A 24,219-nucleotide genomic window follows, 5' to 3' on the forward strand; every position below is an offset into this window, starting at 1 on the left:
CGCAAGCCAAATGTTGCATTAATATCACAGCGCTGTCGTCGCAGGCGCGCCCCAGCCCCAGGTCGCCGAGCCCTGAGCCACCCTCGCCGACAGCGCCCCGGCCGCCCCGGCCGGCAGGTCGGCCGCCCGCATCGCCGCCGTCCAGGCAAAGCCCGGCGCCGCCGTTTCCACCGTCCGCACCACCGTCTCGCCGTCGAGGATCTCCACCCGCCAGGCCTCGGCCGCCTCGGCCAGCGGAACCTCGCACTCCCAGCCGTCGCCGCCGACCCGCGCGCGGCGGATCCACGACAGTCGGGTGTCGCCGCCAACCGTCTTCGCCCGCAGATGCGCCGGCGACCACGGCCGCAGGGCGACGCCCCGCCAGGCCGCCTCGACCTCCGTCATCGCCGGCCCCGCCGCCGGACCGCCGGTCGGCGCCGCGCGCCAGGCCAGCGGCAGGCCGCGTTCGGCCAGGCCGAGCTCAGCGCGGACCAGGGCCTCGTCGACCAGCACCACCGCAGCCCCGGCCGGAACCAGCGCCGCCATGTCCGAACCCTGCTGCCCGCGCAGCAAGCCGCTCAGCGCCCAGGCATCGGGCCCGACCATCTGCGCGGTCAGGAACTGCAACAGCTCCCAGCCCTGCGGCCCGCGCACCGCCAGCAGGTTCTCGCCGGCCAGCACCGCCGCGCGGCCGCGACTTTGCGGCGCGCGCCCCTCCAGCCGCACCACCAGCCGCGTTCCCCGGTCGAACCGGCAGCGCGGCCCGGCCGGCAGGTCCGACAGCGTCGTCCCCACGCCCGCGCAGGCGCCCGCCGTCCCCCGTACGCGCAGGGCCTCCACCTCCGCCCCCGCATGCACGTCGAAGGCCCGCCACGGCTGGGCGGCGACGGCGACCAGCGGCCGGGCGTCCTCCTCCGCGCCAGGCAGCGGCGGCAGGTCCAGCACCACCAGCGCCGGCGGCCCCAGCGCCGGACGCGGCGGGGCCGGGCTCCAGTCGATCTCGCCGGCCTCGGCCACGGCGGGCAGAACCGGCAGCAGCTTGATCCGCGGCCGCTCGTCCAGATCCACCCGCGCCACGCGCCAGGTCTCGCCGTCCAGCGCCAAGCGATCGCCGGCCTGCCAGCGCAGCGCCGCCAGCGGCGACAGATGCACCACCCGCTCGCGCCGCGCGGCGCCCTGCGCGTCCAGCCGCCGCCGGGCGACAGCCCCGGCCTGCCCCGCCGTCAGCACCAGCGGCGCCTCGACATCCAGGGTCAGCGCCCCCGGCCCGCTCCGCACCACCAGGCCGCCGGCCTGGTAGTCGCGCGCCAGGTCGACGAACCGCAGTCGGACCGCCCCGGCCGCGTCCTCCAGCTGTCGCGCCGCGCTGTCCGGGGCCGGGCGATCCTCGGGCCAGGCCAGGTCGTCCCCGGCCAGCGCCCCCTGCGCCGGGCCAGAGCGCGACACCAGCCGCACCCGCCCGCCGCGCTCTGTCGCGTCCAGCCCGAAGGCCTCGGTCAGCGGCGACAGCGCGTCGCGCAGGCGCATCGGCCGCTCGATCACGTAGCCCTCAACCAGGCCTGACGCCTCGCCGGGATCGATCTCCACCCCGGCCCGCGCCGCCACGGCCATGACCAGTTCGCCGAGGCCCGCCGCGCCGGCGCGGCCGTTCAGCCAGTGGCCCAGCCGCCAGTTGGGAGCGTCGGCCCACACCTGCGCCCGCGCCGGAAAGTCGGGGAACGGCCGCGCGTCCCAGCACCAGGCGCTGGCCTCCTCGATCATCGGCCCGCCATAGGCCGGCGACAGCGGATTGGCCTCCGCATCTGCCACCATGGCCAGCACCGCCTCCAGCGCCCGCCGCTGGCCCAGCGCGTCGACGCCGCCGTCCGAGAACGGCGGCAAGGCGCTCTCGGCGCTCTTGGGATCGACAAACAGGTTGGGCGCATTGGCGCCCTTGTCCACCGCCCCGCAGCCGAACTCGATCAGCCGGATCGGCTTGGATTTCGGGACCCAGGCCGTCGGCGTCGGCGACCGCACCCCGCCCGGCCGGTCGTGGTGCGGGCGACTCCACCACGACAACAGATCCTTGGGCCGGAACACCCACGGCTCGCCATGCGCCCCGTCGGTGATCGGCGTGCGCACCTGCGCCGCACGGTCGAGAGCCGAGGCGTAGAACCACTCGAAGCCCTCTCCGCCCGTCAGGCTGTAGCGCAGGTAGTTCGGGTCATGCGGCCCGCCCCAGCCGGCCAGGGCGTCCTCGTGCTCCTGGCCGTCCCGCCAGTCGGTGATCGGCGGGTAATAGTCGACGCCCACGAAGTCGATGTTCGGATCGGCCCACAGCGGGTCCAGGTGAAAGTGCACGTCGCCAGAGCCGTCGGCCGGCTGGGATCCGAAATACTCGCTCCAGTCGGCGGCGTAGCCGATCCTGGTCGCCGGCCCCAGCAGCGTCCGCGCCTGCCCGGCCAGCGTCTTCAGCGCCGCCACGGCCGGAAAGCCCGCCGCGTCGCGCACCCGGGTCAGGCCCACCAGCTCAGAGCCGATCAGGAAGCCGTCCACCCCGCCGGCCCGCGCGGCCAGCGCCGCATAGTGCCGCACGAAGCGGGCAAAGCCCCACTCGCCGTCGAAGAACGCCCCCACCTGCGCGGCGGCCGCGCTCGTCTTGTGCGGCGATCCCGCCCGCCCCGGGGCCGGATGGCAGGTGATCCGCCCGCGCCAGGGATACGCCGCCTGCTCGGCCCCGCCGTGCGGATCGGGAAGATCGTTGCCGGCCGCTACGTCCATCAGCACGAACGGATACAGCGTCACCGCAAAGCCCCGCCGCTTCAGCTCGGCGATCGCCTGCACCACCGCCTCGTCGGCCGGCGTGCCGCCATAGGCCACGCCGCCCCCGCTCTGCGAGATCAGCCGCGCCTGCCCGCGCTCCAGCCCCGCCGCCCGCCAGGCCATCGGCTCGGTCGGCTTGTCGGCCGCCTCGACGCCGGGGCGGATCTCGCACGACCCGCAACGCAGGTCCGTTCCGAACCAGCTGACCACCAGGTTCACCCGCCGCACGTTCGGCAGCTGCGCCTGCAACTGGTCCAGCGACAGCAAAAGGTCGGCCCGTCCCTCGGCGTTGTTCTGGTTCTCAGGCCGCGTCCGGATCAGCCCCTCGCGGCGCAGCACCACGTCGGTCGCGAGCACGAACTCGCCCGCCCCGGGGATCAGGCACACGCTTTCCAGCCGGTCCTCCAGACCCGTCCCGTCGCCGCCCGGCCGGCGGAAGACCTCGAACGACAGCTGCGGCGGCCGCCCGCCGAAGGCGTCCAGCGCCAGGTCCTCGAACACCACATAGGCTGTGCCGCGATAGGCCGGCGCGTCGCCCTCCACCGCCGCGATCAGCGGGTCGGGAAGCTGGTCGTCCGTCCCGCGATGGACGCGCATGGCCACCCCGTCCATGTCCATCACCTTGCCGTCCGCCCACACCCGGCCGATCCCGTCGATCGGCCCCTCGCCCACGGCCAGGGCGAACGACAGGCTGTAGCCATAGGACCGCACGCGCCCGCCCTTGCCGCCGGCCTCGCGGCGGTGCTCGCGGAAACGCGCCGCCCAGATCACCTGGCCGGCCACCCGCGCCCGACCGAACGCGCACGGCATGGGCGCGCCCTCGGCCGCCCCGGTCAGCTTCAGCTCGGCGATCCGCGGGCCCGAGGTCCGGGCCGGGGCCAGGGCCGCGGCGAGGCCGACATCGACCATCGCCCCCAGGGTGGCGCTGATCGCGCCCAGCGAACCGAGGCTCGAACCGGCCCCGGTGAGGATCATCTGCGCCATCAATGCTGCTCCGGAAACGAGAAGGCGGCGACCAGCCGCGCGCGCCACCAGGGGCCCAGCCAGCTTTCGACGCAGGCCCGCCCCCAATAGGCATGGATCATCCGCGTCCCCCTCGGCTCCTGCGCCGACAGGATCGCGCAGTGCTTGGCGGCCGCCCCGGCGAGCATGCGGAACACCACCACGTCGCCGGGCCGCGCCTTGGCCGGATCGACGGCGACCAGCGTCCGCGCCAGCCCCTCCAGCAAGGGCTCGCCGTCGCAAAGCTCGGCCCAGTCGGGGCGATAGGTCGGCGGCGCCTCGCGCTCGGGCCCGTGCAGCGCCCGCCACACCCCGCGCACCAGGCCCAGGCAGTCGCAGCCCGCGCCCCTCAGGCTGGCCTGGTGCTGATAGGGCGTGCCCAGCCAGGTCCGCGCCTCGCTCACGACCCGGGCCCTCATCGCCGCCCCCTCATCGACGCCCACCGTCGTTGACCTCGCCCTCGGCGGGATAGAGCGTCAGGAAGTCCTCGCCCGGCAGGGTCGGAAAGCCCCGGAAATTGACCGCGTTGGCGAAGGTGTCGCGACAAGTCGTCCAGCGCCGGTCGCAGGCCGCGCCGGGATGGGCCGCCAGGTCGACGCCGCAGCGGCCGTCGCCCAGGGTCGCGTCGCAGCTGCGGGCGTAGGTCCGCCCCGCCATCGCCTCCAGGTCCGCCGCCGGTCCCTCCAGCTCGGCGGTGAAGGCCTGGCCGGTCCACGACACCCGCGCCACCCGGGCCCGCCACAGCTCGACCAGCAGGTCCGGCGCGCTCCAGTCCACCCGCCGGCAGACCACCTGCGCGCCGTCATAGAGCCCCGCCTCGATGTCGCCGGCGGTGATCGCCGCCCCATCTTGCGAAGAGTCGTCCAGCGCCCCCAGCGCCGCGGCCAGGCCAGGTCCGAACCCCGCCTCGCTCTCGGCCGCCCCCGCGCCCCAGCCGCTGGCCGCCCGACAGACCGTCCCCGCCACCGTCAGGTCGCGATCGTGATCGGTGAAGCCCATCGCCGTTCCGTCAGCCCGGGTCAGCACCCAGGCGTGGCACAGCCGCGCCGCCCCGCTTTCGATGCGCGCCGCCAGCGCCGCCTCGACCGCGCGCATCAGGCCCGCACCTCGACCAGCGACACCGCCCCGACCCGCGCCGCCCCGAACCCCTCCAGGGTCACGTCGAGGCGGTCGAGGTCGAAGCGCACCGGCGTGTCGAACAGGAAGCCGGCGGTCACCGCCGCCCCCGCCGCAGGCGCGACCGCCAGGGTGACGAGGCCCGTGACCGTATCCACCGCGAAGGCCCCGGCCGCCTGCTCCACCCCGGCCACGGCCACCCTCACGGTCCCGGCCTGCGGCTTGGCGATCGGTCGCGACACCGCCGTCTCGCCGGCCCCATAGGCCTTGGCCAGCTGGAAGGCCTTCCGCGTCCCGTCGCCGGCTCCCAGCACCTGATCGGTCGGGGCTGGGTTCAGCGACGGCGCGCACGACTTGAAGTCGGCCGGGTCCCTGAAGCGAAAGCCGTGCAGCCGCCCGCGCCGCGCCTCGAAGAACGCCACCAGCTCGGCGGCCTCGTCCAGGCTGCGCGTCGCCGTGCCGACCAGGTAGCGCCTGCGCCCCTGCGCCCACGGGCTGGACCGGTGCTCGGCGCCCGAGGCCAGGCCGACGATCTCGGTGCGGCGCTCGATCCCGCTCGTCCCGCCGAAGGCCAGGCGCACGGGCAGCCGCACCTCGTGAAAGGCGCTCATCGCCAAGCTCATGAAGAGCCCTCCTTGACAGCTGCACAATGTGAGTGATTATTTACTTACATTCCATCCAGACCCGCCGGAGACCCCGCCGTGCCCTTCTTCGCCCTGCTCTTCTCGCCGCGCGGCGCCATCGGCCGCGGACCGTTCTGGCTGGGCCTGTTCCTGCTCCTCGGGCTCGAGATCGGCGGCTTCCTGGCGTTCGGACGCCATGGCGCCGCGCCCATGGCCGCCATCCCGCTGGTCGGGCCCTGGCTGGTCGACGTCAGCGGCCCGGCCCTCGGCTTCGACGGCTGGATCCCGGGCCTGGCGATCCTGGCCCTGCAAGGCTGGGTCAGCGGCGTGCTGTGCCTCAAGCGGCTGCGCGACATGGGCCACGGCCCCTGGCCGCTGGTCGGCGTCTGGGGCCTGGACCTGATCCTCACCGGCGGGCTGATGGCCTGGATGGGCCACCTGCAGGGAATGGCCGTCATCGTGCCGATCTTCACCGGCGCGGGGGCCTCGGGCCTGCTGTGGCTGGCGCTGCTGGGCTGGCTGGGCGTCGAGCCCGGCCCGCGCCGAGCGGGCGCCGCGCCCGCTCCGGCCTTCACGCCGGCCCAGACGCTGACGGCGGGTTAAACCCTTGTCATGACGTCCATTTCACTTCAGTCGCGCGGGGGCCGCCCCTAGTCTCTCCTCAAGGTTGGGAGACAAAGACATGGACTGGAAAACGCTGATGTTCTCCGCCGACGGCCGTATCGGCCGTCAGGCGTTCTGGATCGCCTGGCTGATGCTGCTGGGCGCCAACGTGGTGGCCGGGTGGGTCCCGGTCATCGGCAATCTCGTCGCCCTGGCGTCGCTCTATTGCTTCGTCTGCATCTACACCAAGCGCCTGCACGACATGGGCAAGAGCGGCTGGTGGCAGGCCCTGCCGATCGTGCTGGGACCGGTGATGCTGATCGGCTCGGCCCTGTGGCTGGGCTTCGGCGCGGCGGCCATCGCCCTGAACGGCGGCGACCCCGAACTGTTCGCCCTGGCCGGCGCCGGCGGCGTGGTGATGTCCCTGCTGCTGGGCTTCCTGGTCAGCATCGGCTTCACGCTCTGGGTCGGCTGCACGCCCGGCGACACCAGCGACAACCGCTGGGGCGACCGGCCGCTGAACGCCCTGGCCGTCTAGAGCGGATCGACATTCAAGATCCGAATGTGGTCCTCGTCCTTCGACAAGCTCAGGATGAGGACCAAACTACAGGCGGAGATCGTGGAAAAACCTCATCCTGAGCCCGTCGAAGGACGAGGTTTTCGTCTCAGACGCCGAATGTCGAGACGCCAAGCGAACACAGCGAGAGCCCTTTCGCGCACGCAACCCCGCCGCTACTGTCGCGGCGGGGTTTTGTGTGTTGGGGGCGCGACGTGAACGCGATCAGGGGCTATCTGCTGGGCTGCGGCAAGCGGCGCGAGTTCTGGGCGGGCCTAGCCTTGTCTTTCGGCCTGACGCTGTCGGCGGCCTTCGCGCCAGACCCCCTCTATCTTAACGCCCTGCCGCTGATCCTGGTCGCCCTGTGGCTGCTGCTGGCCTCGCGCCGGCTGCGCGCGATGCGGTGGAGCCCCTGGCTGTCGCTCGCGCCGATCATCACCGTCCTGGCCTTCTTCTTCGCCTTGCTCTTGCTGGCCAGGACCATTCCCGATCCCCAGAAACTGTATGACACCTCGCTGGCGCCGATCGGTTTGGGCTGGCTAGCCTTCAACCTGCTGCTTGGCGCCTGGCCGTCCAAATCTCGCCAGCCGCCGCCAGCAACCCAGGCGGAGGTGTTCGGATGAGCCTGCTGCGCGCCCTCTGGCGCTACCTGGGCGGCCGCTGCCGGCGGCAAGAATATTGGCTCAGCGTCGTGGCGCTGATGGGGGCGGGCTGGACCCTGCGGTTTCTTCCCGCCAACACCGCCCTGGCCTGGCTAGTGTTCTTCGCGTGGTTCCTGCTGGCCTCGCGCCGGCTGCGCGACATCGGCTGGTCGCCCTGGATCTGCCTGGCGCCGATCCCCGTCTCGGCGGCGGCCGGCGTCGTGCTGTTCCTGACTGCCGAGCGTCAGACCAAAGTCGCGCTCTCCTATATGCCGCTCACCCTCTTCGTGCTGTGGATCGGCTTCTGGACGGTGATCGGCGTCTGGCGCTCCAAGCCCTCCACCGTCCCGACGCCCGAGACGCAGGCCGAGGTGTTCGGATGAGCCCGGCTGTCGGCGCCTATCTGCGCGGCCGAAGCCCGCGGCTGGCGTTCTGGCTGTGGAGCGCCGGCGTCCTGGCCGCCAACATGGCCGCCACCGCGATCATCGCCAGCGTCGCGCCGAACCTGCTGTCGTCGGACTGGCCCCTGCGCCTGCTGCTGTGGCTCGTCTGGCTTGTCGCCGCTGTCCGCCGCTTGCGCGACGCCCGCTGGCCGCTCTGGCTGAGCGTCCCGGCCCCGGTCGCCAGCCTGGCCAGCGCCGCCTTCTTCGACCTCGCCCACGACCAGCACGACGTCGCCTTCCACGTCGTCCTGCGCATCCAGGTCGAGGGCGTGGTGCTGGTGCTCGTGGCCGGCGCGGTGATCCTCGTGGGCTGCCTGCCCTCGCGCCCGCCCCGGATCCAGCCCCAGGCCCGGGCGGAGGCGTTCGGATGAAGCTGGTCCTGGCCTATCTGCGTGGTCGCGGCCGGCGGCTCGAATATTGGCTCTCGCTGATCGCCATGATCGTCGGCGTGTTCGCCGTGCTGGAGATCCCTCACGACGAGCTGTTCGGCGACGCCGTGGACTGGGTCAGCCTGGCCGTCTGGTGCGCCTTCGCCGCCCGACGCCTGCGCGACGCGGGCCTGCCGTTCTGGCTGGCGCCGTTTCCGCTGCCGATCGTCCTCGTCGGCCTCGCCCTGAACAGGATAGTCGGCGTCCCGCCCAGCGTCGCGGCGAGCCCGGAGGCCTCCATGAGCCTCGCCTCCCTGCTGGCCGCCTTGACGCTGTTGGCGCTGGTCTTCGTCCTCGGCTGCCTGCCCTCGAGGGCGCCCAAGGCCACGACCCGCGAAACGGCCGACATCTTCGGCTAGAGCCGTCGCGCGCCCAGGCTGACGGCCCGCGCCAGGGCCTGGGCCAGCTGGGCGTCCGAACGGGCCAGGGCGCCCGCCTCGCCGCCGGCCACCTGCACCGTCACGCTGATCCCGCCGCCACTACCGCCAACGGGCTCTATCGTTCCCGCCCCGGCCGGCCGGAACACCTCGGGCCCGCGCTCGCCGACCAGATAGGCCCCGCCGCCGGTCACCGGTCCGCCCTCGGCCCGCGCCCCGGAAAACACGCCCGCCATCGCCGCGCTCAGCGCCTCGCCCAGGCCGCTTCCGCGACCGCCGGATACCGCGCCCAGCACCGCCCGCGCCAGTTCGGCCAGCGACAGCTCGCCGTCGGCGGCGGCCCTGGCCAGCGACCGCGCCAGGGTCTCGCCCGCCTGGGCGAAGGCGTCCTCGATCGACCGCGCCGCCGCCCGGGCCGGGGCCTCCAGGCCCGCCAGGGCGTCGGCCGCCTCGGCCGTGCGCAGCGGCAGGCCCTCGTCGAAACCGCTCATGCCTCGTCCTCCATCCCGTCGGGAAACCGCGCCATCAGCGCCGCCAGGTCCGGCCTCCCCAGCGCCGCGCCCGCCCCCTGGCCCGCCCCCTCGCCCGCCAAGGCCCGCCACTCCTTCAGCGACAATCGCCAGAACGCCGCCGGCGGGATGGCGAACGCCACCGCCGCCCGCCGCAGCATCCCGCCCCAGGGGCTCACGCGGCCGCCGCCAGGGCCATGGCCACCGCCGCGGCGGCCTCGCGCGGGTCCAGCCGGCCCGCGTCCAGCGGCCCCAGCTCGTCGTCGACCAGCGCCTCCAGCACCGCCATCAGCTCGCCCGCCGACGGCCGCGCCAGCCGCGCCGGCAGCTGGCTCCAGTCGGACAAGCCCAGCGCCGCCTCGATCCTGGCCAGGCCGCCCAGCGTCAGGCACAGCCGTCGCGTCACCCCGCCCAGCGTCACGACCGCCTCGCCGCGCGCCGCATTGGAAAGCGCCATCTCGCCGCCCTCCCCTAGATCGCCGTCACGCTCACCGCCCCGGCCGAGGCCAGGGTCAGGGCGAAGGCCGCCTCGCCGTCGTGCTGGCCGGCGTATTCCAGCGCCGAGACCAGGAACGGCCCCTCCAGCTGGGCGAAGTCGGGGATCACCAGCCGCCAGGTCCTGGCGGTCTGCGCAAAGAAGCTGTCGCGCACCAGGGCGTCCGAGGCCGCGTCACGGAACACCCCCGCCCCCGACACCGCGGCCGAGCGCACGCCCGCCCCGGCCAGCAGCTCGCGCCAGCGCCCGGCGCTGTCGCCGTCGGTGGCGTCGATGGTCTTGGCGTTCAGGCTGATGGTCCGGGCGCGCAGGCCCGCCACCGTCACGAAGGCCTGCGGCGAGCCCCCGTCGCCGATCTTCAGCAGCATGTCCTTGCCGGCTTGAGCGGCCATGGTTTGTCTCCTTCTCGGTTGGACTTCAGGCGGGCTCGCTGACGGCGCGCACCCGCAGCACGCCCAGGGTCAGCTCGTCGTCGGCGGCGGCGAACACGTCGCAGAACCGCACCTTCAGCGAGGCCAGCGTCCGGCCCTCCACCGCCGGCGCGGCGTCGTGCAGCGTCATCCGCGCGGCCGCGACCATGGCCCGCGCCTCCTGCGCCCCGCCGAAGCGCGAGGCGCAGGTGAGGGTCACGACGTGCTCGAGTAGGTCGCCCTCGCCGACGGGCCGGCTCTCGATCCGGCCGACGCTGACGCAGGGATAGGTCAGCATCCGCGGCGGAGACGCGTGCACCCGCGCCCCCACGATCGCCGACACCGCCGGCGCGCTCGCCAGCAGGTCGGCCAAGGCCCTGGCCAGGGCGATCTCGGCGCTCACAGCCGCGCCTCGCGATAGGGCGCGAGCCAAGGCTCGACCAGCGACAGCGGCGGCGGCCGCGCATCGCCGCGATGCTCATAGGCGTGGCAGGCCAGGATCAGCACCGCCAGGCGCAACGGCGCAGGACTGGCGGCGCTTAAGCCGACCCCGGCCGCCTGCCCGACCCGCGCCTCGGCGGCCTCGATCAGCAGGGAAACCAGTTCGTCCTCGCCGCCCACGCGCAGGAAGTCCTTGGCCTGCGCCAAGGTCACGGAATTGGGCATGGGGATTTCCAGTCTTTGGGGGGGGAAGACCCCCTCAGTCGCTTCGCGACAGCTCCCCCAGAGGGGGAGCATCTAAAATCCTCCCCCTCTGGGGGAGGTGGCCCGGAGGGCCGGAGGGGGCCGCCCCACCAGGGGCGGCCCGGCGGATCAGCTCACCGAGAACTTCAGCAGCTTCACCGCGTCGAAGTTCTGCACGCCGCCGCCCACCCTTTTCGTGGTGTAGAAAAGCACGTGCGGCTTGGCCGAATAGGGGTCGCGCAGCACCCGCACCCCGGCGCGGTCGACGATCAGGTAGCCCTTCTCGAAGTCGCCGAAGGCCACGGCCAGACTGTTGGCGCCGACATCGGGCATGGCCTCGATCTCGGTCACCGGAAAGCCCAGCAGGGACGCCGACTGCCCCGGCTGCAGGGCCGCGTTCCAGATGTAGTTGCCCTGCGCGTCCTTGAACTTGCGCACCGCGCTGACCGTCCTGCGGTTCAGCACGAAGCGGCCGTTCTGGCGGTACTGGGCCCTGGCCGAATAGATCAGGTCGATCAGCTTGTCGGTCGGGTTGCTGGCCGGCCAGTTGCCGGCCACGCCGGTGGCCACGTAGCCCAGCTGGCCCCAGGTGTAGCTGGCGTCCGGGGCGGCGGTATAGGCCAGGAGGCCCTTGGGCTTGTTGACCCCGTCGCCGGCCACGAAGGCCGCCGTCTCCTGGGCGGCGAAGGCGTCCTGCACTTCTTCCGCCAGCCACTCGTCGATGCTGACATAGGCGTCGTCCAGCAGCGCCTGGGTGGCGGCCGGGCTGGCGTAGAGCTCGCCGGCCGGGAAGTCGATGACGTCCAGCGTCGGCGCCGTGGTCTCGGGGCGCGCGGCGGTCTCGGCCACCCAGGCCGCCGCCAGGCCCGTGGGGCTCACCGGCTTGCGGAACGTGCCGCCGCCGATCGTGCGCACCTGGCAGATCTCGCGCATCGGGCTGGTGGCGGCCAGGCGGCGCAGGATCTGCCGCTCCAGCTCCGGCGGCGCCACATAGCCGCCGGCCGTGGCCACGCCCTCCGACAGGCCCTTGGCTTCGAGCAGGCCAGCGGTCTCGCCGGTCTTCACATAGCGGTCGAAGGCGGCCTTGCGCTCGTCGACCCGCGCGGCCGGCGCCTCGCTCGCCAAGGCCGGACGGCGGCTGTCGGCCAGCACGCGGTCCAGCCGATCCTGGGCGGCGTTCAAGGCCGCGTCGATGCGCGACACCTTCTCCTCCAGCAGCACGTCGGCGCTCTTGCTCTCGATCGCCGCCAGCCGCTGGTCGTTGGCCGCCTTGAAGCCTTCGAACGCCGCCAGCATCTCGGCAAGCGCCGCCCGGGCCTCCGGCGAGGCCGGGCCCTGTTTGGTTTCCTTCATGGAGTTCTCCGTGAAAAGCCCTTCCCCCTCGATGGGGGAAGGGTTTGGGATGGGGGTGACGCGGCGCGTCAGCCTCCAAAGCCGTCGGCGGTCAGAGGCGCGGAAAGGCCGCTCCACCCCCAACCCCGGCCCTTCCCCCATCAAGGGGGAAGGGAGATCTCAAACCACCCGCAGCCTTGCCTGCGGCAGCATCGGAAAGGTCACGATCGACACCTCCCAGAGGTCGACGCGCGACAGCACCCGCAAGGCCCCGTCGCGCCGCGCCTTGACCTGCCGAAAGCCGATCGACAGCCCGTCCAGCGCGCCGGCCTCGACCAGCGCCGCCACCAGCCGTCCGCGCGGCGTCGCGCAAATAATCCGGCCACGGACAAACAGGCCGCGCGCGTCCTCGAACGCCTCGTCCCAGACGCCCACGGGCTCGGCCTCGTCGTGCTGGTGCAGCATGCGGATCGGCCCGGCCTCGAGGCTTTGCCTGAAGGCCCCCGCGGCGGTGACGTCGTCGTTGAGGTCGCGGGTCCAGAAGAGGGACGCGTAGCCCTCGATGCGCAGGTCGCTCATCGGCCCACCCCATCCAGCTTGGCCTCGATCCGCACCAGGGCCGCGCGCGTGGCCTCGGCCTGGGTCTCCAGCCTCGCCAGCCGCTCGGCCACCGGGGCCTGGGCTTCGAGGCGCTTCTGCATCTCGTCGATCCGCGCGCTGGCCCGCCCGGCCCACATCAGCGCCGCGGCCGCCTGCAGCGTCACCGCCACCAGCACGGCCGCCGAGATCTGGCGGTCCAGCCGCCAGCGGTTCGTCGTGGTCATGAAACCCCCTCAGTCGGCTTCGCCGACAGCTCCCCCAGAGGGGGAGCATCTTGGTGCGTAGATCCTCCCCCTCTGGGGGAGGTGGCCCGGAGGGCCGGAGGGGGCCGCCCGCAAGGGCGGCCTCGGCGCTTCACCCCTCCAACCCCGCCAGCCGCCTGCGCTCCTCGTCAGTCAGGAAGCTCGCCGCCTCCAGCCGCGCCCACAGGGCGTCGCGTTCAGCCGACAGGGCCGGCACGGCGTCGAGATCGCAGCCGACCCGCGCGCCGGGGAACTTCGGCGCCAGCCAGGCGGTGATCGCCCGCGCCGCCCGCTCGGCCAGCGGAACCACCGTGTGGCGCCAGAACGCGCCGTTGGCCTCGCGATAGTTGGCGTAGGTATTGTCGCCCGGGATCCCCAGGAGCTGCGGCGGAACCCCGAAGGCCAGGGCGATCTCGCGCGCCGCCGCATGCTTGCCCTCGACGAAGTCCAGGTCGGCCGGGGTCAGCGACATCGGCTTCCACTCCAGCCCGCCTTCCAGCAGCAGCGGCCGGCCGGCGTTGTCGGCCCCGGCGTGGGCGCCCGCCAGCTCGGCCTTCAGCCGCTCGAACTGCTCCTCGCTCAAGCGGTCCCCGTCGCGCCCGCCATAAACGAGCGCCCCCGACGGCCGGGCGGCGTTGTCGAGCAAGCCCTTGTTCCACGCCCCCGAGGCGTTGTGCACGTCGATGGCGAAGGCGGCGGCTTCGAGCGGCGAGGCCCCGTAATGGTCGCTCGTCGGGTTGAACAGCTTCAGGTGCAGCACCGGCAGCCAGCCGTCGCCGTCACGCCCGATCCGCGCCGTCCGCCCGCCGGCCTGGTAGTCGTAAGCCGCCGGCCAGCCGCGCGGTCCGGGAACCACCGCCATCCGGTCGGGCCGCAGGGCGTAGAGCTCGCTGGGTCCCTCCCCGGCGGCTTCCCCAGAGGCTTCCAGGTAGCCGTTCCCGGCCACCTGCAAGTGGCCGAAGAACGCCTCCATCAGGTCAGGCCCGCCCTGCTCGGGATTGGGCGCGGCCAGCAGGCCCGCCAGCGGATGGTCGTCCGCCCGCCTGCCGCCATGAAACACCGCCAGCGGCACGGCGGCCGCGGCTTCCGCGATCATCCGCACGCAGCGATAGGCCACCGGGTTCTTGGCGAAGCCCTCGCTCGCCAGCGCCCCATAGTCCCGCGGCGTCCACTGCGGCCGCCCGCCGCTGGTCAGGGCGACCAGCCTGGCGGCCCGCGAATCCTTGATTTCCGGCACGCGCCGGCGCGCGAAAAGGGCCATGGCCGCTCCCGTGAAGGTTGAGAACAAAGAAAGAACAAGACCCTCCCCCTGAAGGGGGAGGTGTCGGCGAAGCCGACGGAGGGGACCCCGGTGGACGCGCCCAAGCGCACCCGTCAAAATGCCAAGGCCCTTCGACGCACCATGAGCCTGCCGGAGGTCCTGCTATGGATCGGCCTCAAGGCGCGTCGCCTCGAAGGCCTGCACTTTCGCAAGCGGCATCCCGTCGGACCCTACGTGCTCGATTTCTACTGCGACACGCTAAAGCTGGCGGTCGAGGTCGACGGCTGCGCCCACGACACCGAGGATCGGCCCTACCGCGACGCCAAACGAGACGCCTGGTTCTCGGCGCGCGGCATACGCACGCTTCGTATTCCCGCCATAGAGGTCCTGGCCTCGGTCGATGACGCCCTCGCCACGATCCTCGCCTGCGCAGACCCCCTCCGGCCCTCCGGGCCACCTCCCCCAAAGGGGGAGGATCTTGCGCGCCAAGAAGATGCTCCCCCTCTGGGGGAGCTGTCGCGGAGCGACTGAGGGGGTCGCCCGAAGGGCGCTCACACCACCCTAAGCCGCGGCGCCTTCCCCCCGCCCAGCATCAGCTCGCTCAGCGCCCAGACCAGCGCGTCCGCCCGGTCGGGACTGTGCCCAAGGTCCCCCTCGCCGAGGCCCATCAGCTCCTCCTCCAGCGCCGGAAACGCCCCGCAGTGCACAACCCGGCCCTGCTCGTACAAAGCCGCCACCGGCTCGGCCCGGGCCCGCTTGCCCACCGAGGCCCGCACCAGCTTGATCGGGCACGGCGGCGCGGCCTGGGCCAGGACGGTGCGCACCATGTCGCCGCCTTGGTTGGCCTCGGCCACCAGCGCGTCGGCGTCGAAATCCACGGCCGCGGCGACCGCCAGCCTGGCCCAGCCGTTGGGCGACAGGCCCCGCATGGTGCGGTCGGCCAGCACATAGGCGCGGCCGTCGCGGCGGCCGGCGACCACCACGCCGCAGGCGTCGCCGCGCGCCGTGGCCGGCGGATCGACCGCCACCACCACCCGGTCGAATTTCGCCGGCGGCGCGCCTCGACAGCGCGCCAGGTCTTCCGCCCGGAACAGGCCGCCGTCGGTCTCGACGACGATCCCCTCCAGCTCCTGCGCCGCCAGCCGGGTGCCGCCGTAAAGGGCCTCCAGCGTGGCCAGGAACCGTGGCGCGAGGTTCCCAGCGTTGGCCGCCGTCCCCGCCCGCGTAGTGGCCACGCCCGGCTCGGACATCAGCACCTTCAGCGCCCGGGTCGGCCGCGGCGTGGTCGTGACGACCAGCCTGGGATCCTCGCCCAGCCGCAAGCCGAACCGCAGCATGGCCAGGGTCTCGGCGGCCTTGGGCCAGGCGCAGAACTCGTCGGCCCAGGCGGCATGGAACTGAGGCCCGCGCAGGCTGTCGGGATCTTCCGCCGAGAAGGCGTAGGCCGCGGCCCCATTGGGCCAGACCAGCCGCCGGCGAGAGCTTTCCCACCGCGGCCGGAAGGCCGGTCCGCTGGTCGCCCGCAGCCCCGAGGCCCCCTCGACCATCACCTCGCGCACGTCGTGCAGGGTGGGCCCCACCAGCGCCATGCGCGGTACGGTCAGCGCCATCTGCGCCAGCCACCGCGCCCCGGCGAAGGTCTTGCCCGATCCCCGCCCGCCCAGCAGCAGGAAGGTCGACCAGTCCTCGCCGGCCTCCAGCTCCTGATGCAGCAGCGGCTCAGCCAGAGCGACGCTGAGAAACCTCCGCTGCTGCTCCAATGTCATCGCGTCGATCGCCGCCGCCGTCCCCGTCGCGCCGCTTGCGCTCAAGGAGCTCCGCAAGCTTGGCGACCTTGGACTCAACTGCGGCTCGAAGCTCTTCGGGATCGGTAGGGATCTCGCCATGCATGTCGGCCTCGTCCTCTTCGCCGTCGTCCGCGGCGGGCTGTCTCGAAGCCGAGATCTTTTGCGAACGCAGCCTGGCGGCGTGCAGCATCTCCACCGGCCGCCCGACCAGGGCCGCCAGCTTGCTCGCCTCCATCCGCGCCTTGGGCGCCTCACCCTGCGCCTGGGTCAGCAGCTCCTTGGCCGCACCGTGATAAGTCTCCACGACCAGGTCGCGGATCTCGGTCAGCAGCGCGTCGATCTGTTCGCTTTTCTCGGCCATGACAGAAGTGTACGGCGCCAGCGAGCGCGTCTGATCCAGCCCCATGAGAAAGTTGCAAGGGATTGATATAGCCGGATCTTTCTCCGCCTACGCCGAGGATAGACGCTGCTCTATCCCCGTCCGGGGCGTCCTTCTCCCCCTGCGGGAGAAGGTGGCGGCCGAAGGCCGCCGGATGAGGGGTCGAAAGGCCTCTCCGCAAAGTTCTGGGAGACCCCTCACCCGACCCGCTACGCGGGCCACCCCCTCCCGCAAGGGGAGAGGGAAATCTAGTAAGGCAGCTCGTCGGGCGGCGGGACCGGTCCGCGGCCGTCGTCGACCGGCGCGTCCGGGGCCGCCTCGCTCTCCAGCTCCGAGGCCGTGCGGGCGAACTCCGAGGCCAGGGTCTCGTAGAAGCCGTTGCGCGGGTCGGGCGAGGTGCGCGGGCCGGGGTCCGCCAGCAGCCACGGGAAGTCGCGGATCGCCAGGTTCTGGTGCGCGGCCAGCATGTAGCGCCGCCAGATGCTGGCCGGCATGTCGCCGCCGACCACCTTGTTCATCGGCTTGTCGTTGTCGTTGCCCACCCAGACGCCGGTGGCGAAGTCGGGGGTGAAGCCCACGAACCAGGCGTCGCGCCAGTTCTGGCTGGTGCCGGTCTTGCCCGCCGCCGGCCAGCCGAACGCCGCCCGCTTGGCCGTGCCCTGGTCGACCACCTTCTTCATCATCTTGACCATCATGCTGGCCTTGGCGATGTCGTATACCTGGGCCGGGGCCATCGGACCGCGGGCATAGATGGGCCGGCCGTCCTGGGCGGTGATGCTCTCGATGACGTAGGGCTCCACCCGCTGGCCGCCCAACTGGAAGACCTGGAAGCCCGAGGTCATCTGCAACAGGTTCACCTCATAGGCCCCCAGCGCCACCGACAGGTCGGGCCGCTCGGGCAGGCTGGTGATCCCGAACCGGCGAGCCAGGTTCCCCACCTGCGCGCCGCCGGCCTCCTGGGCCAGCTTGACGGCGATGGTGTTGGTGGAATTGACCAGGGCCTGCTCGACGGTCATCGGGCCGCGATAGTCGCCGCCGTAGTTCTCGGGCTTCCAGTCGCCGAACTGCACCGGCCCGTCGACGCGAATGTCGCTGGGCAGCACGCCCTTCTCCAGGGCCGCCGCATAGACGAACGGCTTGAAGGTCGAGCCCGGCTGGCGCCTAGCCTGCACCGCGCGGTTGAAGGGGCTGGCGATGTAGTCCGTACCGCCCACCATCGCCCGGATCGCCCCGTCGGCCGACAGCGACAGCAGCGCGGCCTGGCTGGCGCCGGCGTGCTGGCCGCCCAGCGCGATGGCCTGGCGCACGATGTCGGCCCCGGCCTTTTGCAGCCGGGTGTCGATGGTCAGGCGGACGACGAGATCCGGCGCGTTCTGGCCGGCGATGCGGATGGCCTCGGTGGTGGCGTAGTCCAGCACCCAGCCGTAGTCGCCCTCGTCGCTGACCGCGTCGGGCGACAGTTTCGGCGTGTCGTCCAGGGCCGCGGCGTGCTCGGCCGCGGTGATCCAGCCCTCTTTTTCCATATTGGCCAGCACCAGGCGCGAGCGGGCCAGCGCCCCCTCCATGTCGCGGGTCAGGGCCAGGCGCGACGGCGCCTTGGGCAGCGAGGCCAGGAGGGCGGCTTCCGACAGGGTCAGCCGGCTGGCGGGCTTGCCGAAATAGGTCTGGGCCGCGCCGTCGACGCCATAGGTGTTGGCCCCGAAGAACACCCGGTTGAGATAGAGCTCCAGCACCTCGTCCTTGGTCAGCACCTGCTCCAGGCGCCAGGCCATCAGCATTTCCTGGAGCTTGCGCTCGACCGTGCGGTCGGGGGTCAGGAACAGGCCCTTGGCCAGCTGCTGGGAGAGGGTCGAGGCGCCCTGCACCGTGCGGCCGGCGCGCCAGTTCACCCAGGCCGCCCGGGCGATGCCGTAGAGGTCGATCGGGCCGTGCTTGTAGAAGCGCTTGTCCTCGGCGGCCAGGAAGGCCAGCGGTACGTAGCCGGGCACGGTCTTGACCGTCACCCGCTGGCCGTAGCGCGGCCCGCGCGTGGCGATCACCTGGCCGCTGCGGTCCTCGAACCGCACGCCCGGCGCGCGGTTGACCGCGAACAGGGCCTCGCGCGACGGCAGGTCCGGCGTGTCCTTCAGGTACTTGAACCAGACATAGGCCCCCGCGCCGCCCACGGCGAGGAAGCCCAGGATCACGCCGACCAGCAGGGTCAGCCACACCCAGCCCCAGCCGCCCTTCTTGCGCGGCGTCTTCAGGTCGGCGCGGAACGGCTCTTCGGGCGGACGCTGCGGCGGCCCCTTCGGCGGCTCCGGAGGCGGCGGCGGAACAGGCGCGAAACCGCCGCCCGCCGGCGGCGTCGGGCGCGCGGGCGGGTCGTCGAACCTGTAGGGCGGCAGCGTCCAGTCGTTCACGTGCGGTGTTGCGTCCAGTTGGTCTTCGGGCCGATTGGGTTTAGGACGCCCCGATGATGGCGCGCAAACCTTTCTGGGAGACGAAATCCCTTCACCAGATGACCGTCCCCGAGTGGGAGAGTCTATGCGACGGCTGCGGCCTTTGCTGCCTGGTTCGCTTCGAAGACGAAGACACCGGCGAGGTGATCCCCACCCGCGTGCACTGCCAGCTGCTCGACGCCCATCTTTGCCGCTGCAGCGACTATGCCAACCGCCGCAAGACCGTGCCCGACTGCATCAAGCTGACGCCGCACAACATCGAGGACCTGGAGTGGATGCCCCCCTCCTGCGCCTATCGCCGCCTGCACGAGGGCAAGACCCTGCCCCAGTGGCACCCGCTGATCACCGGCGACCCCGACAGCCCCCACAAGGCCGGCGTCTCGGTCCGCGACCAGACCATCAGCGAAGCCAGCCTCGACGATCCCGAAGACGCCATGGACTTCGTCGCCACCGACCTGATGGTCGACAAGGGCGACTGGCCCTACGAGCCGGAAGAGGACTGAGGACAGACCCCCTCAGTCGGCTTCGCCGATAGCTCCCCCACAGGGGGAGCATCTTGGCGCCAATAGATCCTCCCCCTCTGGGGGAGGTGGCCCGAAGGGCCGGAGGGGGGCGTTCTCAGCCATCGAGACGCCCGAAGGTCTCCCCCCGCCGATCGCTGCGCGATCGCCTCCCCCACAGGGGGAGGTTCCCTAGAGGCGGCCGTCGCGCTACCCCTGCCCCATGCTCACCCGCCGGTCCCTCGCCCTGTCCGCCCTCGCCCTGCCGCTGGCCAACGCCGCCCGGGCGCAAGCTCCCGAGCCCTGGCGCAAGGCTGATCGTCTCTACACGGATGATTTTACCCGGGACCTCGCCGACTGGACCATCGAGGCCGAGCAGCCGGCCAAGGTCAGCGCCCGGAACGGGATCCTCGAGCTCGACGCCCCGGCCGGGATCACCGCCTGGTTCAAGCCGCGCCTGCAAGGGCCCGTGCTGATCGAGTACCAGGCCCTGGCCGTCTACGAGGGCGGCCGCAACGACCGGATCAGCGACCTCAACGCCTTCTGGATGGCGACCGACGTCCGCAGCCCGGGCGACCTCTTCGCCAGCCCCCGCAGCGGCGCCTTCGCCGGCTACGACCTCCTGAAGACCTACTATGTGGGCCAGGGCGGCAACTACAATTCCAGCACCCGCCTGCGCCGCTATGTCGGCCGTCCCGGCGACCGGCCGATGCTGCCCCAGCACGACCTCAAGGACGCCCGGGCCCTGCTCCAGCCCAACCGTTGGGTCCACGTCCAGCTCGTGGCCTATGGCGACTTGATCCAATACTGGGCCGACGGCCGCAAGCTGTTCGAACTGCGCGATCCTGACGCCTACACCGCCGGGTGGTTTGGCCTGCGCACCACGTGGAGCCGGCTGCGGTTCAAGGATTTCGCGGTGTGGAAACTGGCCGCCGCCTGAAGATCCTCCCCCTGAAGGGGGGGATTTATCGCCCTTGCCCCTCCCCCGCTTGCGGGGGAGGGGGACCACGAAGTGGTGAAGGGGGGCGAGACTGGGCTCGGCGCTCTGTCACTCGCCCCCTCCGTCACGCTGCGTATCCGCAGCTCCCTACACCTCCCCCGTTTCACGGGGGAGGTGTAGGGAGCTGTCGCGGAGCGACTGAGGGGGCCGGCGCGGCGGTCGAAATCTCCCGAAATCTCGCCCCATCCCCGTGACGACTCAAGGTTGATCGGCCACCATCCTCCCCGGCCGCCGCCATCGCCTTCCCGGCGGCCTTCAGGACAGTCATGAACGCCGTCTCCGGGGCCATCGCCGCCCTCTTCGGACCCTCGCGCGACGCCCCCGCCCGCGCCCATGCCCGCGCCTACGGCCCCGACCTGCTGCGCGCCGCCGCCATCCTGCTGGTCATGGCCTGGCACATGCCCGGTCCCGCCCGGCCCGAGCCGCTGGCGACGATCCGGCCGTTCGGCTGGCTGGGGGTCGACATCTTCTTCGTGCTCAGCGGCTACCTGATCGGCGCCCAGCTTCTGAAGGGGATCGCCGCGGGGAACGGCGTCGACTTCAGGCGCTTCTGGGCCAGCCGCGCCTTTCGCATCCTGCCGGCCTTCCTGGTGGTGCTGGCGCTCTATTTCGCCCTGCCCGGCTTCTCGGACGGCAAGGCGATCCAGCCGCTGTGGCGGTTCCTGACCTTCACCATGAACTTCGGCCTCGACTACCGCGTCACCGGCGCCTTCACCTCGGCCTGGTCATTGTGCGTGGAGGAGCATTTCTACTGGCTTCTCCCCCCGCTGGTCCTCGTCGTGGCGCGGGCGCGCGGGGCGGGACCGGCGATGGCCCTGGGCGCGGCCGTGATCCTGGGCGGCATGGCCCTGCGCTGGGGGATCTGGCACGGCCCCGCCGCCGATCCGGCCACGCGGCCCGCCGACTTCCTGCGGCTGGTCTACTACCCCACCTGGACGCGCCTGGACGGCCTGGCCATGGGCTTGCTGCTGGCCGCCGCCCGCGTCCTCCGCCCCGCCATGGTCGCCCGCCTCGCCCCGCCCTGGCTGACCGGCCCGCTGGGCCTCGTCGCCGCCGCCGCCACGGTCATCCTCTGCATCCGCCACGCCGACGGGGTGAGCCTGGACCTGACGGGCGCGGTCGTCGTCTATCCCCTGGCCTGCCTGGCCGGCACGCTTCTGCTGTGCGCGCTGCTCGACATCGAGCCGGCCCTCAAGCGCCTGCCGCTGGCCCCGGCGGCCTTCGTGGCGACGCTGGCCTACAGCCTCTACCTCGTCCACAAGCCGGTGCAGCACATGCTGCGCGAGCGGCTGGGCGACGGCGTGCTGCACGGCTGGACCGGCCTTGGCCTCTACCTCGCCGCCGACTTCGCCGCCGCCATCCTGCTGTGGCTGCTGGTCGAGCGCCCGTTCCTGCGCCTGCGGGAAAGGGTGCTGCGGCGGCCGGTTCCCGCGGTCGTGGAAGAGGAGATCAGGCGGGCGGCGTGATGAGACCCTCCCCCTGAAGGGGGATGATCTATTGGCGCGGCGCCTTGCGCAGGTAGCCGAAGACCACGCCCCAGGCGATCAGGATCGGCCCGAAAGCCAGGGCCGCGCTGGTCAGCCACGCGCCGTGCGCCCCGGCGACCCACAGCACCCAGGCGGTGAAGCCCAGCCAGGCCGCCGAGAACACGGTCAGATAGGCCGCGAGAGCAGCCTGGCCCTTCAGGTGACGCTCGATCAGCCCCAGCAGCGCCATCACCAGAAGGCCCGCGATCCCCCATCCGAGCACGCCGGCCAGGAAGCCCGCCTCCTCGCGACCGCCGCTGGCCACGAACCGCATGATCCGTTCGCCGAGCGCCGCCCACAGGGCGACCAGGCCCAGCAGGCCTTGCGCCAGCCGCCAGAGGCGCGTTCGCAGGGAAGGTTTGGCCGGCTCGCTCATGCGCGCCATGGTAGAGGTTGTGGGTACGGGCAGCAACCTCAGAGCCCCCTCCGGCCAGGAACCTCCCCTCTGGGGAGGCGGCCGAAGGCCGGTGGGGGGCTGTTCTCAGCTTGCGAGACGTCGGCCGACCTCAAACCGCCTCCCCCCGCCGATCGCTGCGCGATCGCCTCCCCCACGGGGGGAGGTTCCTAAACTTTCCGCCTTCCCCCTCCCCGCGCCCTGCTATAGGCCCCATCTCCTCGCCCTCACCGCCGTACCAGACGTAAAGACCGCTTCATGGCCGCCCCCGCCCGCGCCCCCGTGCTCGCCCTCAAGGACGTCCGTCTCGCCGACGGCGCCAAGCCGCTGTTCGACGGCGTTGACCTGGCCCTGGAGCCGCGCATCCGCGCCTGCCTGGTGGGCCGCAACGGCGCCGGCAAGTCGACCCTCTTGAAGGTGCTGGCCGCCCAGGGCGCCGAGCCCGACAGCGGCGAGCGCGCCGTCCAGCCGGGCGCCAAGGTGGTGTTCGTCAGCCAGGAGCCGGAGATCACCGGTGAGACCCTGCTCGACTACTGCACGGCCGGCGGCGCCCAGGACTACGAGGCCCACGCCACCCTGGCCGACTTCGGCCTGGACTACGCCCAGGGCACTCAAGGGCTGTCGGGCGGCGAGCGTCGCCGCGCGGCGCTGGCCCGGGCGTTCGCCGAGCAGCCCGACGTGCTGCTGCTGGACGAGCCGACCAACCACCTCGACATCTTCGCCATCCAGACGCTGGAAGAAGAGCTGGCCAATTCCAAGTGCGCGGCGCTGATCGTCAGCCACGACCGCGCCTTCCTCAACCGCGTCACCCAGCGCACCTTCTGGCTGGAGCACCGCAAGGTGCGCCGCCTCGACAAGGGCTTCGCCGAGTTCGAGCCGTGGAGCGAGCAGGTGCTGGCCGCCGAGGCGGAAGAGGAGCGCCGCCTCAACAAGAAGCTGGAAGTCGAGAACGCCTGGCTGGCGCGCGGCGTCCAGGGCCGCCGGGCCCGCAACGAGGGCCGCCGCCGCGCCCTGATGGACCTGCGCGCCGAGAAGAAGGACATCCAGTCCGAGAAGCGCGGCGCGATGTCGATGGCCGTCGAGAGCTCGGGAACCTCGGGCAAGCGCGTGGTCGAGGCCAAGGGCCTGACCAAGAAGTTCGGCGAGCGGACCATCGTCGAGGACTTCTCGACCCGCATCCTGCGCGGCGACCGCGTGGCCCTGGTCGGCCCCAACGGCGCGGGCAAGACCACCCTGGTGCGCATGCTGCTGGGCGAGATCGAGGCCGACGCCGGCACGGTGCAGCTGGGGACCAATCTCGAGATCGCCTATGTCGACCAGAACCGCCTGGCGCTGTCGGAAAAGATCACCGTCTGGGACTTCCTGACCCCGTCGGGCGGCGACTCCATCCTGGTGCGCGGCGTCTCCAAGCACGTGGCCGGCTACGCCAAGGAGTTCCTGTTCACCGAGGCCCAGCTGCGCCAGCCGGTCACCAGCCTGTCGGGCGGCGAGCGCAACCGCCTGCTCCTCGCCAGGGCCTTGGCCTCGCCGATGAACCTGATGGTGCTCGACGAACCGACCAACGACCTCGACATGGACACGCTGGACCTGCTGGAAGAGCTGCTGGCTGATTTCGAGGGAACCCTCATTCTGGTCAGCCACGACCGCGACTTCATCGACCGCCTGGCCACCTCGACCATCGCCATGAACGGCCATGGCGACGTGCTGGAGACCCCCGGCGGCTGGACCGACCTGATCGACCAGTCCCCGGACTTCTTCAAGGGCGCGCGCGGCGCGGCCGGCGACTTCGCCACCGGCGCGGGCTCGCACAAGGCCGTCGTCACCCCCGCGGCCGCCCCGCCCAAGAAGGCCACCAAGCTGTCCTACAAGGACCAGCGGCGCCTGGAGGAATGCGAGGCCCTGATCGCGGGTTCGCCGAAGATCCTCGGCGACCTGGAGAAGAAGCTGGACGATCCCAACCTCTACGCCCGCGACCCGGCCGGCTTCGACAAGATCATGAAGGCCCTCGACAAGGCCCGCGCCGATCTGGCCCAGGCCGAGGAGGACTGGCTGATGCTGGAGGAAAAGCGCGAGGCGATGGCGGGCTGA

29 protein-coding genes are annotated in these 24,219 nt (G+C 72.2%); 11 read left to right on the top strand and 18 right to left on the bottom strand.

What is annotated here, in order from left to right; genetic code table 11:
• Nucleotides 1-24: 24 nt before the first annotated feature.
• Genes SGCZBJ_RS13020 through SGCZBJ_RS13035 form a run of 4 tightly spaced genes read right to left on the bottom strand, consistent with a single transcriptional unit; the run spans nt 25 to nt 5,510 of the window.
• Nucleotides 25-3,765 carry a baseplate multidomain protein megatron gene (locus SGCZBJ_RS13020; protein ID WP_101718420.1) on the bottom strand — a complete coding sequence of 1,247 codons (3,741 nt, stop codon included), beginning with the start codon at nt 3,763-3,765 and terminating at the stop codon, nt 25-27.
• Nucleotides 3,765-4,202 carry an NlpC/P60 family protein gene (locus SGCZBJ_RS13025; RefSeq protein ID WP_101718421.1) on the bottom strand — a complete coding sequence of 146 codons (438 nt, stop codon included), beginning with the start codon at nt 4,200-4,202 and terminating at the stop codon, nt 3,765-3,767. The genes SGCZBJ_RS13020 and SGCZBJ_RS13025 overlap by 1 nt, the downstream gene beginning before the upstream one ends.
• Before the next feature lie 10 nt (nt 4,203-4,212).
• Complete coding sequence (locus SGCZBJ_RS13030) at nt 4,213-4,878, bottom strand: baseplate hub domain-containing protein (RefSeq protein ID WP_101718422.1); 666 nt, start codon at nt 4,876-4,878, stop codon at nt 4,213-4,215.
• On the bottom strand, nt 4,878-5,510 hold the full coding sequence (locus SGCZBJ_RS13035) for a DUF2460 domain-containing protein (protein ID WP_101718491.1): 633 nt from the start codon (nt 5,508-5,510) through the stop codon (nt 4,878-4,880). The genes SGCZBJ_RS13030 and SGCZBJ_RS13035 overlap by 1 nt, the downstream gene beginning before the upstream one ends.
• A 90-nt stretch (nt 5,511-5,600) precedes the next feature.
• Here SGCZBJ_RS13035 and SGCZBJ_RS13040 point away from each other — a divergent pair, with 90 nt between their 5' ends.
• From SGCZBJ_RS13040 to SGCZBJ_RS13065, 6 genes are all read left to right on the top strand, one after another.
• Nucleotides 5,601-6,125, top strand: a complete 525-nt coding sequence (locus SGCZBJ_RS13040) for a hypothetical protein (protein WP_101718423.1) — start codon at nt 5,601-5,603, stop codon at nt 6,123-6,125.
• A gap of 79 nt (nt 6,126-6,204) precedes the next feature.
• A complete protein-coding gene (locus SGCZBJ_RS13045; RefSeq protein ID WP_101718424.1) occupies nt 6,205-6,663 on the top strand; it encodes a DUF805 domain-containing protein in 459 nt (152 codons plus the stop codon).
• A 233-nt stretch (nt 6,664-6,896) separates the two neighbouring features.
• Nucleotides 6,897-7,304, top strand: a complete 408-nt coding sequence (locus tag SGCZBJ_RS13050; RefSeq protein WP_101718425.1) for a hypothetical protein — start codon at nt 6,897-6,899, stop codon at nt 7,302-7,304.
• Nucleotides 7,301-7,705, top strand: coding sequence for a DUF805 domain-containing protein (locus SGCZBJ_RS13055; protein ID WP_101718426.1), 405 nt, complete (start codon nt 7,301-7,303; stop codon nt 7,703-7,705). Before SGCZBJ_RS13050 ends, SGCZBJ_RS13055 begins: the two co-directional genes overlap by 4 nt.
• The gene (locus SGCZBJ_RS13060; protein ID WP_101718427.1) at nt 7,702-8,136 is read left to right on the top strand and encodes a DUF805 domain-containing protein; all 435 of its coding nucleotides are present in this window, start codon (nt 7,702-7,704) and stop codon (nt 8,134-8,136) included. The genes SGCZBJ_RS13055 and SGCZBJ_RS13060 overlap by 4 nt, the downstream gene beginning before the upstream one ends.
• Nucleotides 8,133-8,552: a DUF805 domain-containing protein gene (locus tag SGCZBJ_RS13065; RefSeq protein WP_101718428.1), complete on the top strand. Its 420-nt coding sequence runs from the start codon at nt 8,133-8,135 to the stop codon at nt 8,550-8,552. The genes SGCZBJ_RS13060 and SGCZBJ_RS13065 overlap by 4 nt, the downstream gene beginning before the upstream one ends.
• Here the strand turns inward: SGCZBJ_RS13065 and SGCZBJ_RS13070 are convergent.
• From SGCZBJ_RS13070 to SGCZBJ_RS13115, 10 genes are all read right to left on the bottom strand, one after another.
• Entirely contained in the window at nt 8,549-9,061 is a 513-nt protein-coding gene (locus SGCZBJ_RS13070; protein WP_101718429.1) for a phage tail tape measure protein, read from the bottom strand. The genes SGCZBJ_RS13065 and SGCZBJ_RS13070 overlap by 4 nt on opposite strands.
• Nucleotides 9,058-9,258: a phage tail assembly chaperone gene (locus tag SGCZBJ_RS13075; RefSeq protein WP_240621495.1), complete on the bottom strand. Its 201-nt coding sequence runs from the start codon at nt 9,256-9,258 to the stop codon at nt 9,058-9,060. Before SGCZBJ_RS13075 ends, SGCZBJ_RS13070 begins: the two co-directional genes overlap by 4 nt.
• The gene (locus tag SGCZBJ_RS13080) at nt 9,255-9,536 is read right to left on the bottom strand and encodes a GTA-gp10 family protein (RefSeq protein WP_101718431.1); all 282 of its coding nucleotides are present in this window, start codon (nt 9,534-9,536) and stop codon (nt 9,255-9,257) included. Before SGCZBJ_RS13080 ends, SGCZBJ_RS13075 begins: the two co-directional genes overlap by 4 nt.
• Before the next feature lie 14 nt (nt 9,537-9,550).
• Entirely contained in the window at nt 9,551-9,967 is a 417-nt protein-coding gene (locus SGCZBJ_RS13085) for a phage major tail protein, TP901-1 family (protein ID WP_101718432.1), read from the bottom strand.
• A gap of 25 nt (nt 9,968-9,992) precedes the next feature.
• On the bottom strand, nt 9,993-10,388 hold the full coding sequence (locus SGCZBJ_RS13090) for a DUF3168 domain-containing protein (RefSeq protein ID WP_205685381.1): 396 nt from the start codon (nt 10,386-10,388) through the stop codon (nt 9,993-9,995).
• Nucleotides 10,385-10,651, bottom strand: coding sequence for a head-tail connector protein (locus tag SGCZBJ_RS13095; protein WP_101718434.1), 267 nt, complete (start codon nt 10,649-10,651; stop codon nt 10,385-10,387). Before SGCZBJ_RS13095 ends, SGCZBJ_RS13090 begins: the two co-directional genes overlap by 4 nt.
• Nucleotides 10,652-10,798: 147 nt before the next feature.
• Nucleotides 10,799-12,022 (bottom strand): phage major capsid protein, encoded by a 1,224-nt coding sequence (locus SGCZBJ_RS13100; RefSeq protein WP_101718435.1) that lies wholly within the window; start codon nt 12,020-12,022, stop codon nt 10,799-10,801.
• 159 nt (nt 12,023-12,181) lie between these two features.
• Nucleotides 12,182-12,580, bottom strand: coding sequence for an HK97 family phage prohead protease (locus SGCZBJ_RS13105; RefSeq protein ID WP_101718436.1), 399 nt, complete (start codon nt 12,578-12,580; stop codon nt 12,182-12,184).
• Nucleotides 12,577-12,825, bottom strand: a complete 249-nt coding sequence (locus SGCZBJ_RS13110; protein ID WP_101718437.1) for a hypothetical protein — start codon at nt 12,823-12,825, stop codon at nt 12,577-12,579. The genes SGCZBJ_RS13105 and SGCZBJ_RS13110 overlap by 4 nt, the downstream gene beginning before the upstream one ends.
• Nucleotides 12,826-12,955: 130 nt before the next feature.
• A complete protein-coding gene (locus SGCZBJ_RS13115; RefSeq protein WP_101718438.1) occupies nt 12,956-14,104 on the bottom strand; it encodes a phage portal protein in 1,149 nt (382 codons plus the stop codon).
• A 90-nt stretch (nt 14,105-14,194) separates the two neighbouring features.
• On the opposite strand from SGCZBJ_RS13115, the gene SGCZBJ_RS13120 reads away from it, so the two are divergent.
• Nucleotides 14,195-14,635, top strand: coding sequence for an endonuclease domain-containing protein (locus SGCZBJ_RS13120; RefSeq protein WP_101718492.1), 441 nt, complete (start codon nt 14,195-14,197; stop codon nt 14,633-14,635).
• 20 nt (nt 14,636-14,655) lie between these two features.
• On the opposite strand, the gene SGCZBJ_RS13125 is transcribed toward SGCZBJ_RS13120, so the two are convergent.
• From SGCZBJ_RS13125 to pbpC, 3 genes are all read right to left on the bottom strand, one after another.
• The gene (locus SGCZBJ_RS13125) at nt 14,656-15,870 is read right to left on the bottom strand and encodes a DNA-packaging protein (RefSeq protein WP_101718439.1); all 1,215 of its coding nucleotides are present in this window, start codon (nt 15,868-15,870) and stop codon (nt 14,656-14,658) included.
• The gene (locus SGCZBJ_RS13130) at nt 15,824-16,252 is read right to left on the bottom strand and encodes a hypothetical protein (RefSeq protein ID WP_133149255.1); all 429 of its coding nucleotides are present in this window, start codon (nt 16,250-16,252) and stop codon (nt 15,824-15,826) included. Before SGCZBJ_RS13130 ends, SGCZBJ_RS13125 begins: the two co-directional genes overlap by 47 nt.
• Before the next feature lie 266 nt (nt 16,253-16,518).
• A complete protein-coding gene (pbpC, locus tag SGCZBJ_RS13135) occupies nt 16,519-18,672 on the bottom strand; it encodes a multimodular transpeptidase-transglycosylase PbpC (RefSeq protein ID WP_240621496.1) in 2,154 nt (717 codons plus the stop codon).
• Nucleotides 18,673-18,725: 53 nt separating this feature from the next.
• Between pbpC and SGCZBJ_RS13140 the strand changes: the two genes are divergently transcribed.
• The 3 genes from SGCZBJ_RS13140 to SGCZBJ_RS13150 all read left to right on the top strand — a co-directional run bounded on the left by SGCZBJ_RS13140 (nt 18,726) and on the right by SGCZBJ_RS13150 (nt 21,677).
• Entirely contained in the window at nt 18,726-19,214 is a 489-nt protein-coding gene (locus SGCZBJ_RS13140; protein WP_101718442.1) for a YcgN family cysteine cluster protein, read from the top strand.
• A gap of 220 nt (nt 19,215-19,434) precedes the next feature.
• On the top strand, nt 19,435-20,151 hold the full coding sequence (locus SGCZBJ_RS13145; RefSeq protein WP_101718443.1) for a DUF6250 domain-containing protein: 717 nt from the start codon (nt 19,435-19,437) through the stop codon (nt 20,149-20,151).
• Between the two features lie 326 nt (nt 20,152-20,477).
• Nucleotides 20,478-21,677, top strand: coding sequence for an acyltransferase family protein (locus SGCZBJ_RS13150; protein ID WP_205685382.1), 1,200 nt, complete (start codon nt 20,478-20,480; stop codon nt 21,675-21,677).
• Between the two features lie 28 nt (nt 21,678-21,705).
• On the opposite strand, the gene SGCZBJ_RS13155 is transcribed toward SGCZBJ_RS13150, so the two are convergent.
• The gene (locus SGCZBJ_RS13155) at nt 21,706-22,113 is read right to left on the bottom strand and encodes a hypothetical protein (protein ID WP_133149256.1); all 408 of its coding nucleotides are present in this window, start codon (nt 22,111-22,113) and stop codon (nt 21,706-21,708) included.
• 276 nt (nt 22,114-22,389) lie between these two features.
• Between SGCZBJ_RS13155 and SGCZBJ_RS13160 the strand changes: the two genes are divergently transcribed.
• A complete protein-coding gene (locus tag SGCZBJ_RS13160; RefSeq protein WP_101718445.1) occupies nt 22,390-24,219 on the top strand; it encodes an ABC-F family ATP-binding cassette domain-containing protein in 1,830 nt (609 codons plus the stop codon).

Origin of the sequence: Caulobacter zeae (assembly GCF_002858925.1) — a bacterium.
GTDB lineage: Bacteria > Pseudomonadota > Alphaproteobacteria > Caulobacterales > Caulobacteraceae > Caulobacter > Caulobacter zeae.

Bases quoted from the DNA above. Each gene is read 5' to 3' on its own strand.
- SGCZBJ_RS13020 (WP_101718420.1), bottom strand. From the start codon at position 3,765: ATGGCGCAGATGATCCTCACCGGGGCCGGTTCGAGCCTCGGTTCGCTG.
- SGCZBJ_RS13025 (WP_101718421.1), bottom strand. From the start codon at position 4,202: ATGAGGGCCCGGGTCGTGAGCGAGGCGCGGACCTGGCTGGGCACGCCC.
- SGCZBJ_RS13030 (WP_101718422.1), bottom strand. From the start codon at position 4,878: ATGCGCGCGGTCGAGGCGGCGCTGGCGGCGCGCATCGAAAGCGGGGCG.
- SGCZBJ_RS13035 (WP_101718491.1), bottom strand. From the start codon at position 5,510: ATGAGCGCCTTTCACGAGGTGCGGCTGCCCGTGCGCCTGGCCTTCGGC.
- SGCZBJ_RS13045 (WP_101718424.1), top strand. From the start codon at position 6,205: ATGGACTGGAAAACGCTGATGTTCTCCGCCGACGGCCGTATCGGCCGT.
- SGCZBJ_RS13055 (WP_101718426.1), top strand. From the start codon at position 7,301: ATGAGCCTGCTGCGCGCCCTCTGGCGCTACCTGGGCGGCCGCTGCCGG.
- SGCZBJ_RS13060 (WP_101718427.1), top strand. From the start codon at position 7,702: ATGAGCCCGGCTGTCGGCGCCTATCTGCGCGGCCGAAGCCCGCGGCTG.
- SGCZBJ_RS13065 (WP_101718428.1), top strand. From the start codon at position 8,133: ATGAAGCTGGTCCTGGCCTATCTGCGTGGTCGCGGCCGGCGGCTCGAA.
- SGCZBJ_RS13070 (WP_101718429.1), bottom strand. From the start codon at position 9,061: ATGAGCGGTTTCGACGAGGGCCTGCCGCTGCGCACGGCCGAGGCGGCC.
- SGCZBJ_RS13080 (WP_101718431.1), bottom strand. From the start codon at position 9,536: ATGGCGCTTTCCAATGCGGCGCGCGGCGAGGCGGTCGTGACGCTGGGC.
- SGCZBJ_RS13085 (WP_101718432.1), bottom strand. From the start codon at position 9,967: ATGGCCGCTCAAGCCGGCAAGGACATGCTGCTGAAGATCGGCGACGGG.
- SGCZBJ_RS13095 (WP_101718434.1), bottom strand. From the start codon at position 10,651: ATGCCCAATTCCGTGACCTTGGCGCAGGCCAAGGACTTCCTGCGCGTG.
- SGCZBJ_RS13100 (WP_101718435.1), bottom strand. From the start codon at position 12,022: ATGAAGGAAACCAAACAGGGCCCGGCCTCGCCGGAGGCCCGGGCGGCG.
- SGCZBJ_RS13105 (WP_101718436.1), bottom strand. From the start codon at position 12,580: ATGAGCGACCTGCGCATCGAGGGCTACGCGTCCCTCTTCTGGACCCGC.
- SGCZBJ_RS13110 (WP_101718437.1), bottom strand. From the start codon at position 12,825: ATGACCACGACGAACCGCTGGCGGCTGGACCGCCAGATCTCGGCGGCC.
- SGCZBJ_RS13115 (WP_101718438.1), bottom strand. From the start codon at position 14,104: ATGGCCCTTTTCGCGCGCCGGCGCGTGCCGGAAATCAAGGATTCGCGG.
- SGCZBJ_RS13125 (WP_101718439.1), bottom strand. From the start codon at position 15,870: ATGACATTGGAGCAGCAGCGGAGGTTTCTCAGCGTCGCTCTGGCTGAG.
- SGCZBJ_RS13130 (WP_133149255.1), bottom strand. From the start codon at position 16,252: ATGGCCGAGAAAAGCGAACAGATCGACGCGCTGCTGACCGAGATCCGC.
- SGCZBJ_RS13140 (WP_101718442.1), top strand. From the start codon at position 18,726: ATGATGGCGCGCAAACCTTTCTGGGAGACGAAATCCCTTCACCAGATG.
- SGCZBJ_RS13145 (WP_101718443.1), top strand. From the start codon at position 19,435: ATGCTCACCCGCCGGTCCCTCGCCCTGTCCGCCCTCGCCCTGCCGCTG.
- SGCZBJ_RS13150 (WP_205685382.1), top strand. From the start codon at position 20,478: ATGAACGCCGTCTCCGGGGCCATCGCCGCCCTCTTCGGACCCTCGCGC.
- SGCZBJ_RS13155 (WP_133149256.1), bottom strand. From the start codon at position 22,113: ATGAGCGAGCCGGCCAAACCTTCCCTGCGAACGCGCCTCTGGCGGCTG.
- SGCZBJ_RS13160 (WP_101718445.1), top strand. From the start codon at position 22,390: ATGGCCGCCCCCGCCCGCGCCCCCGTGCTCGCCCTCAAGGACGTCCGT.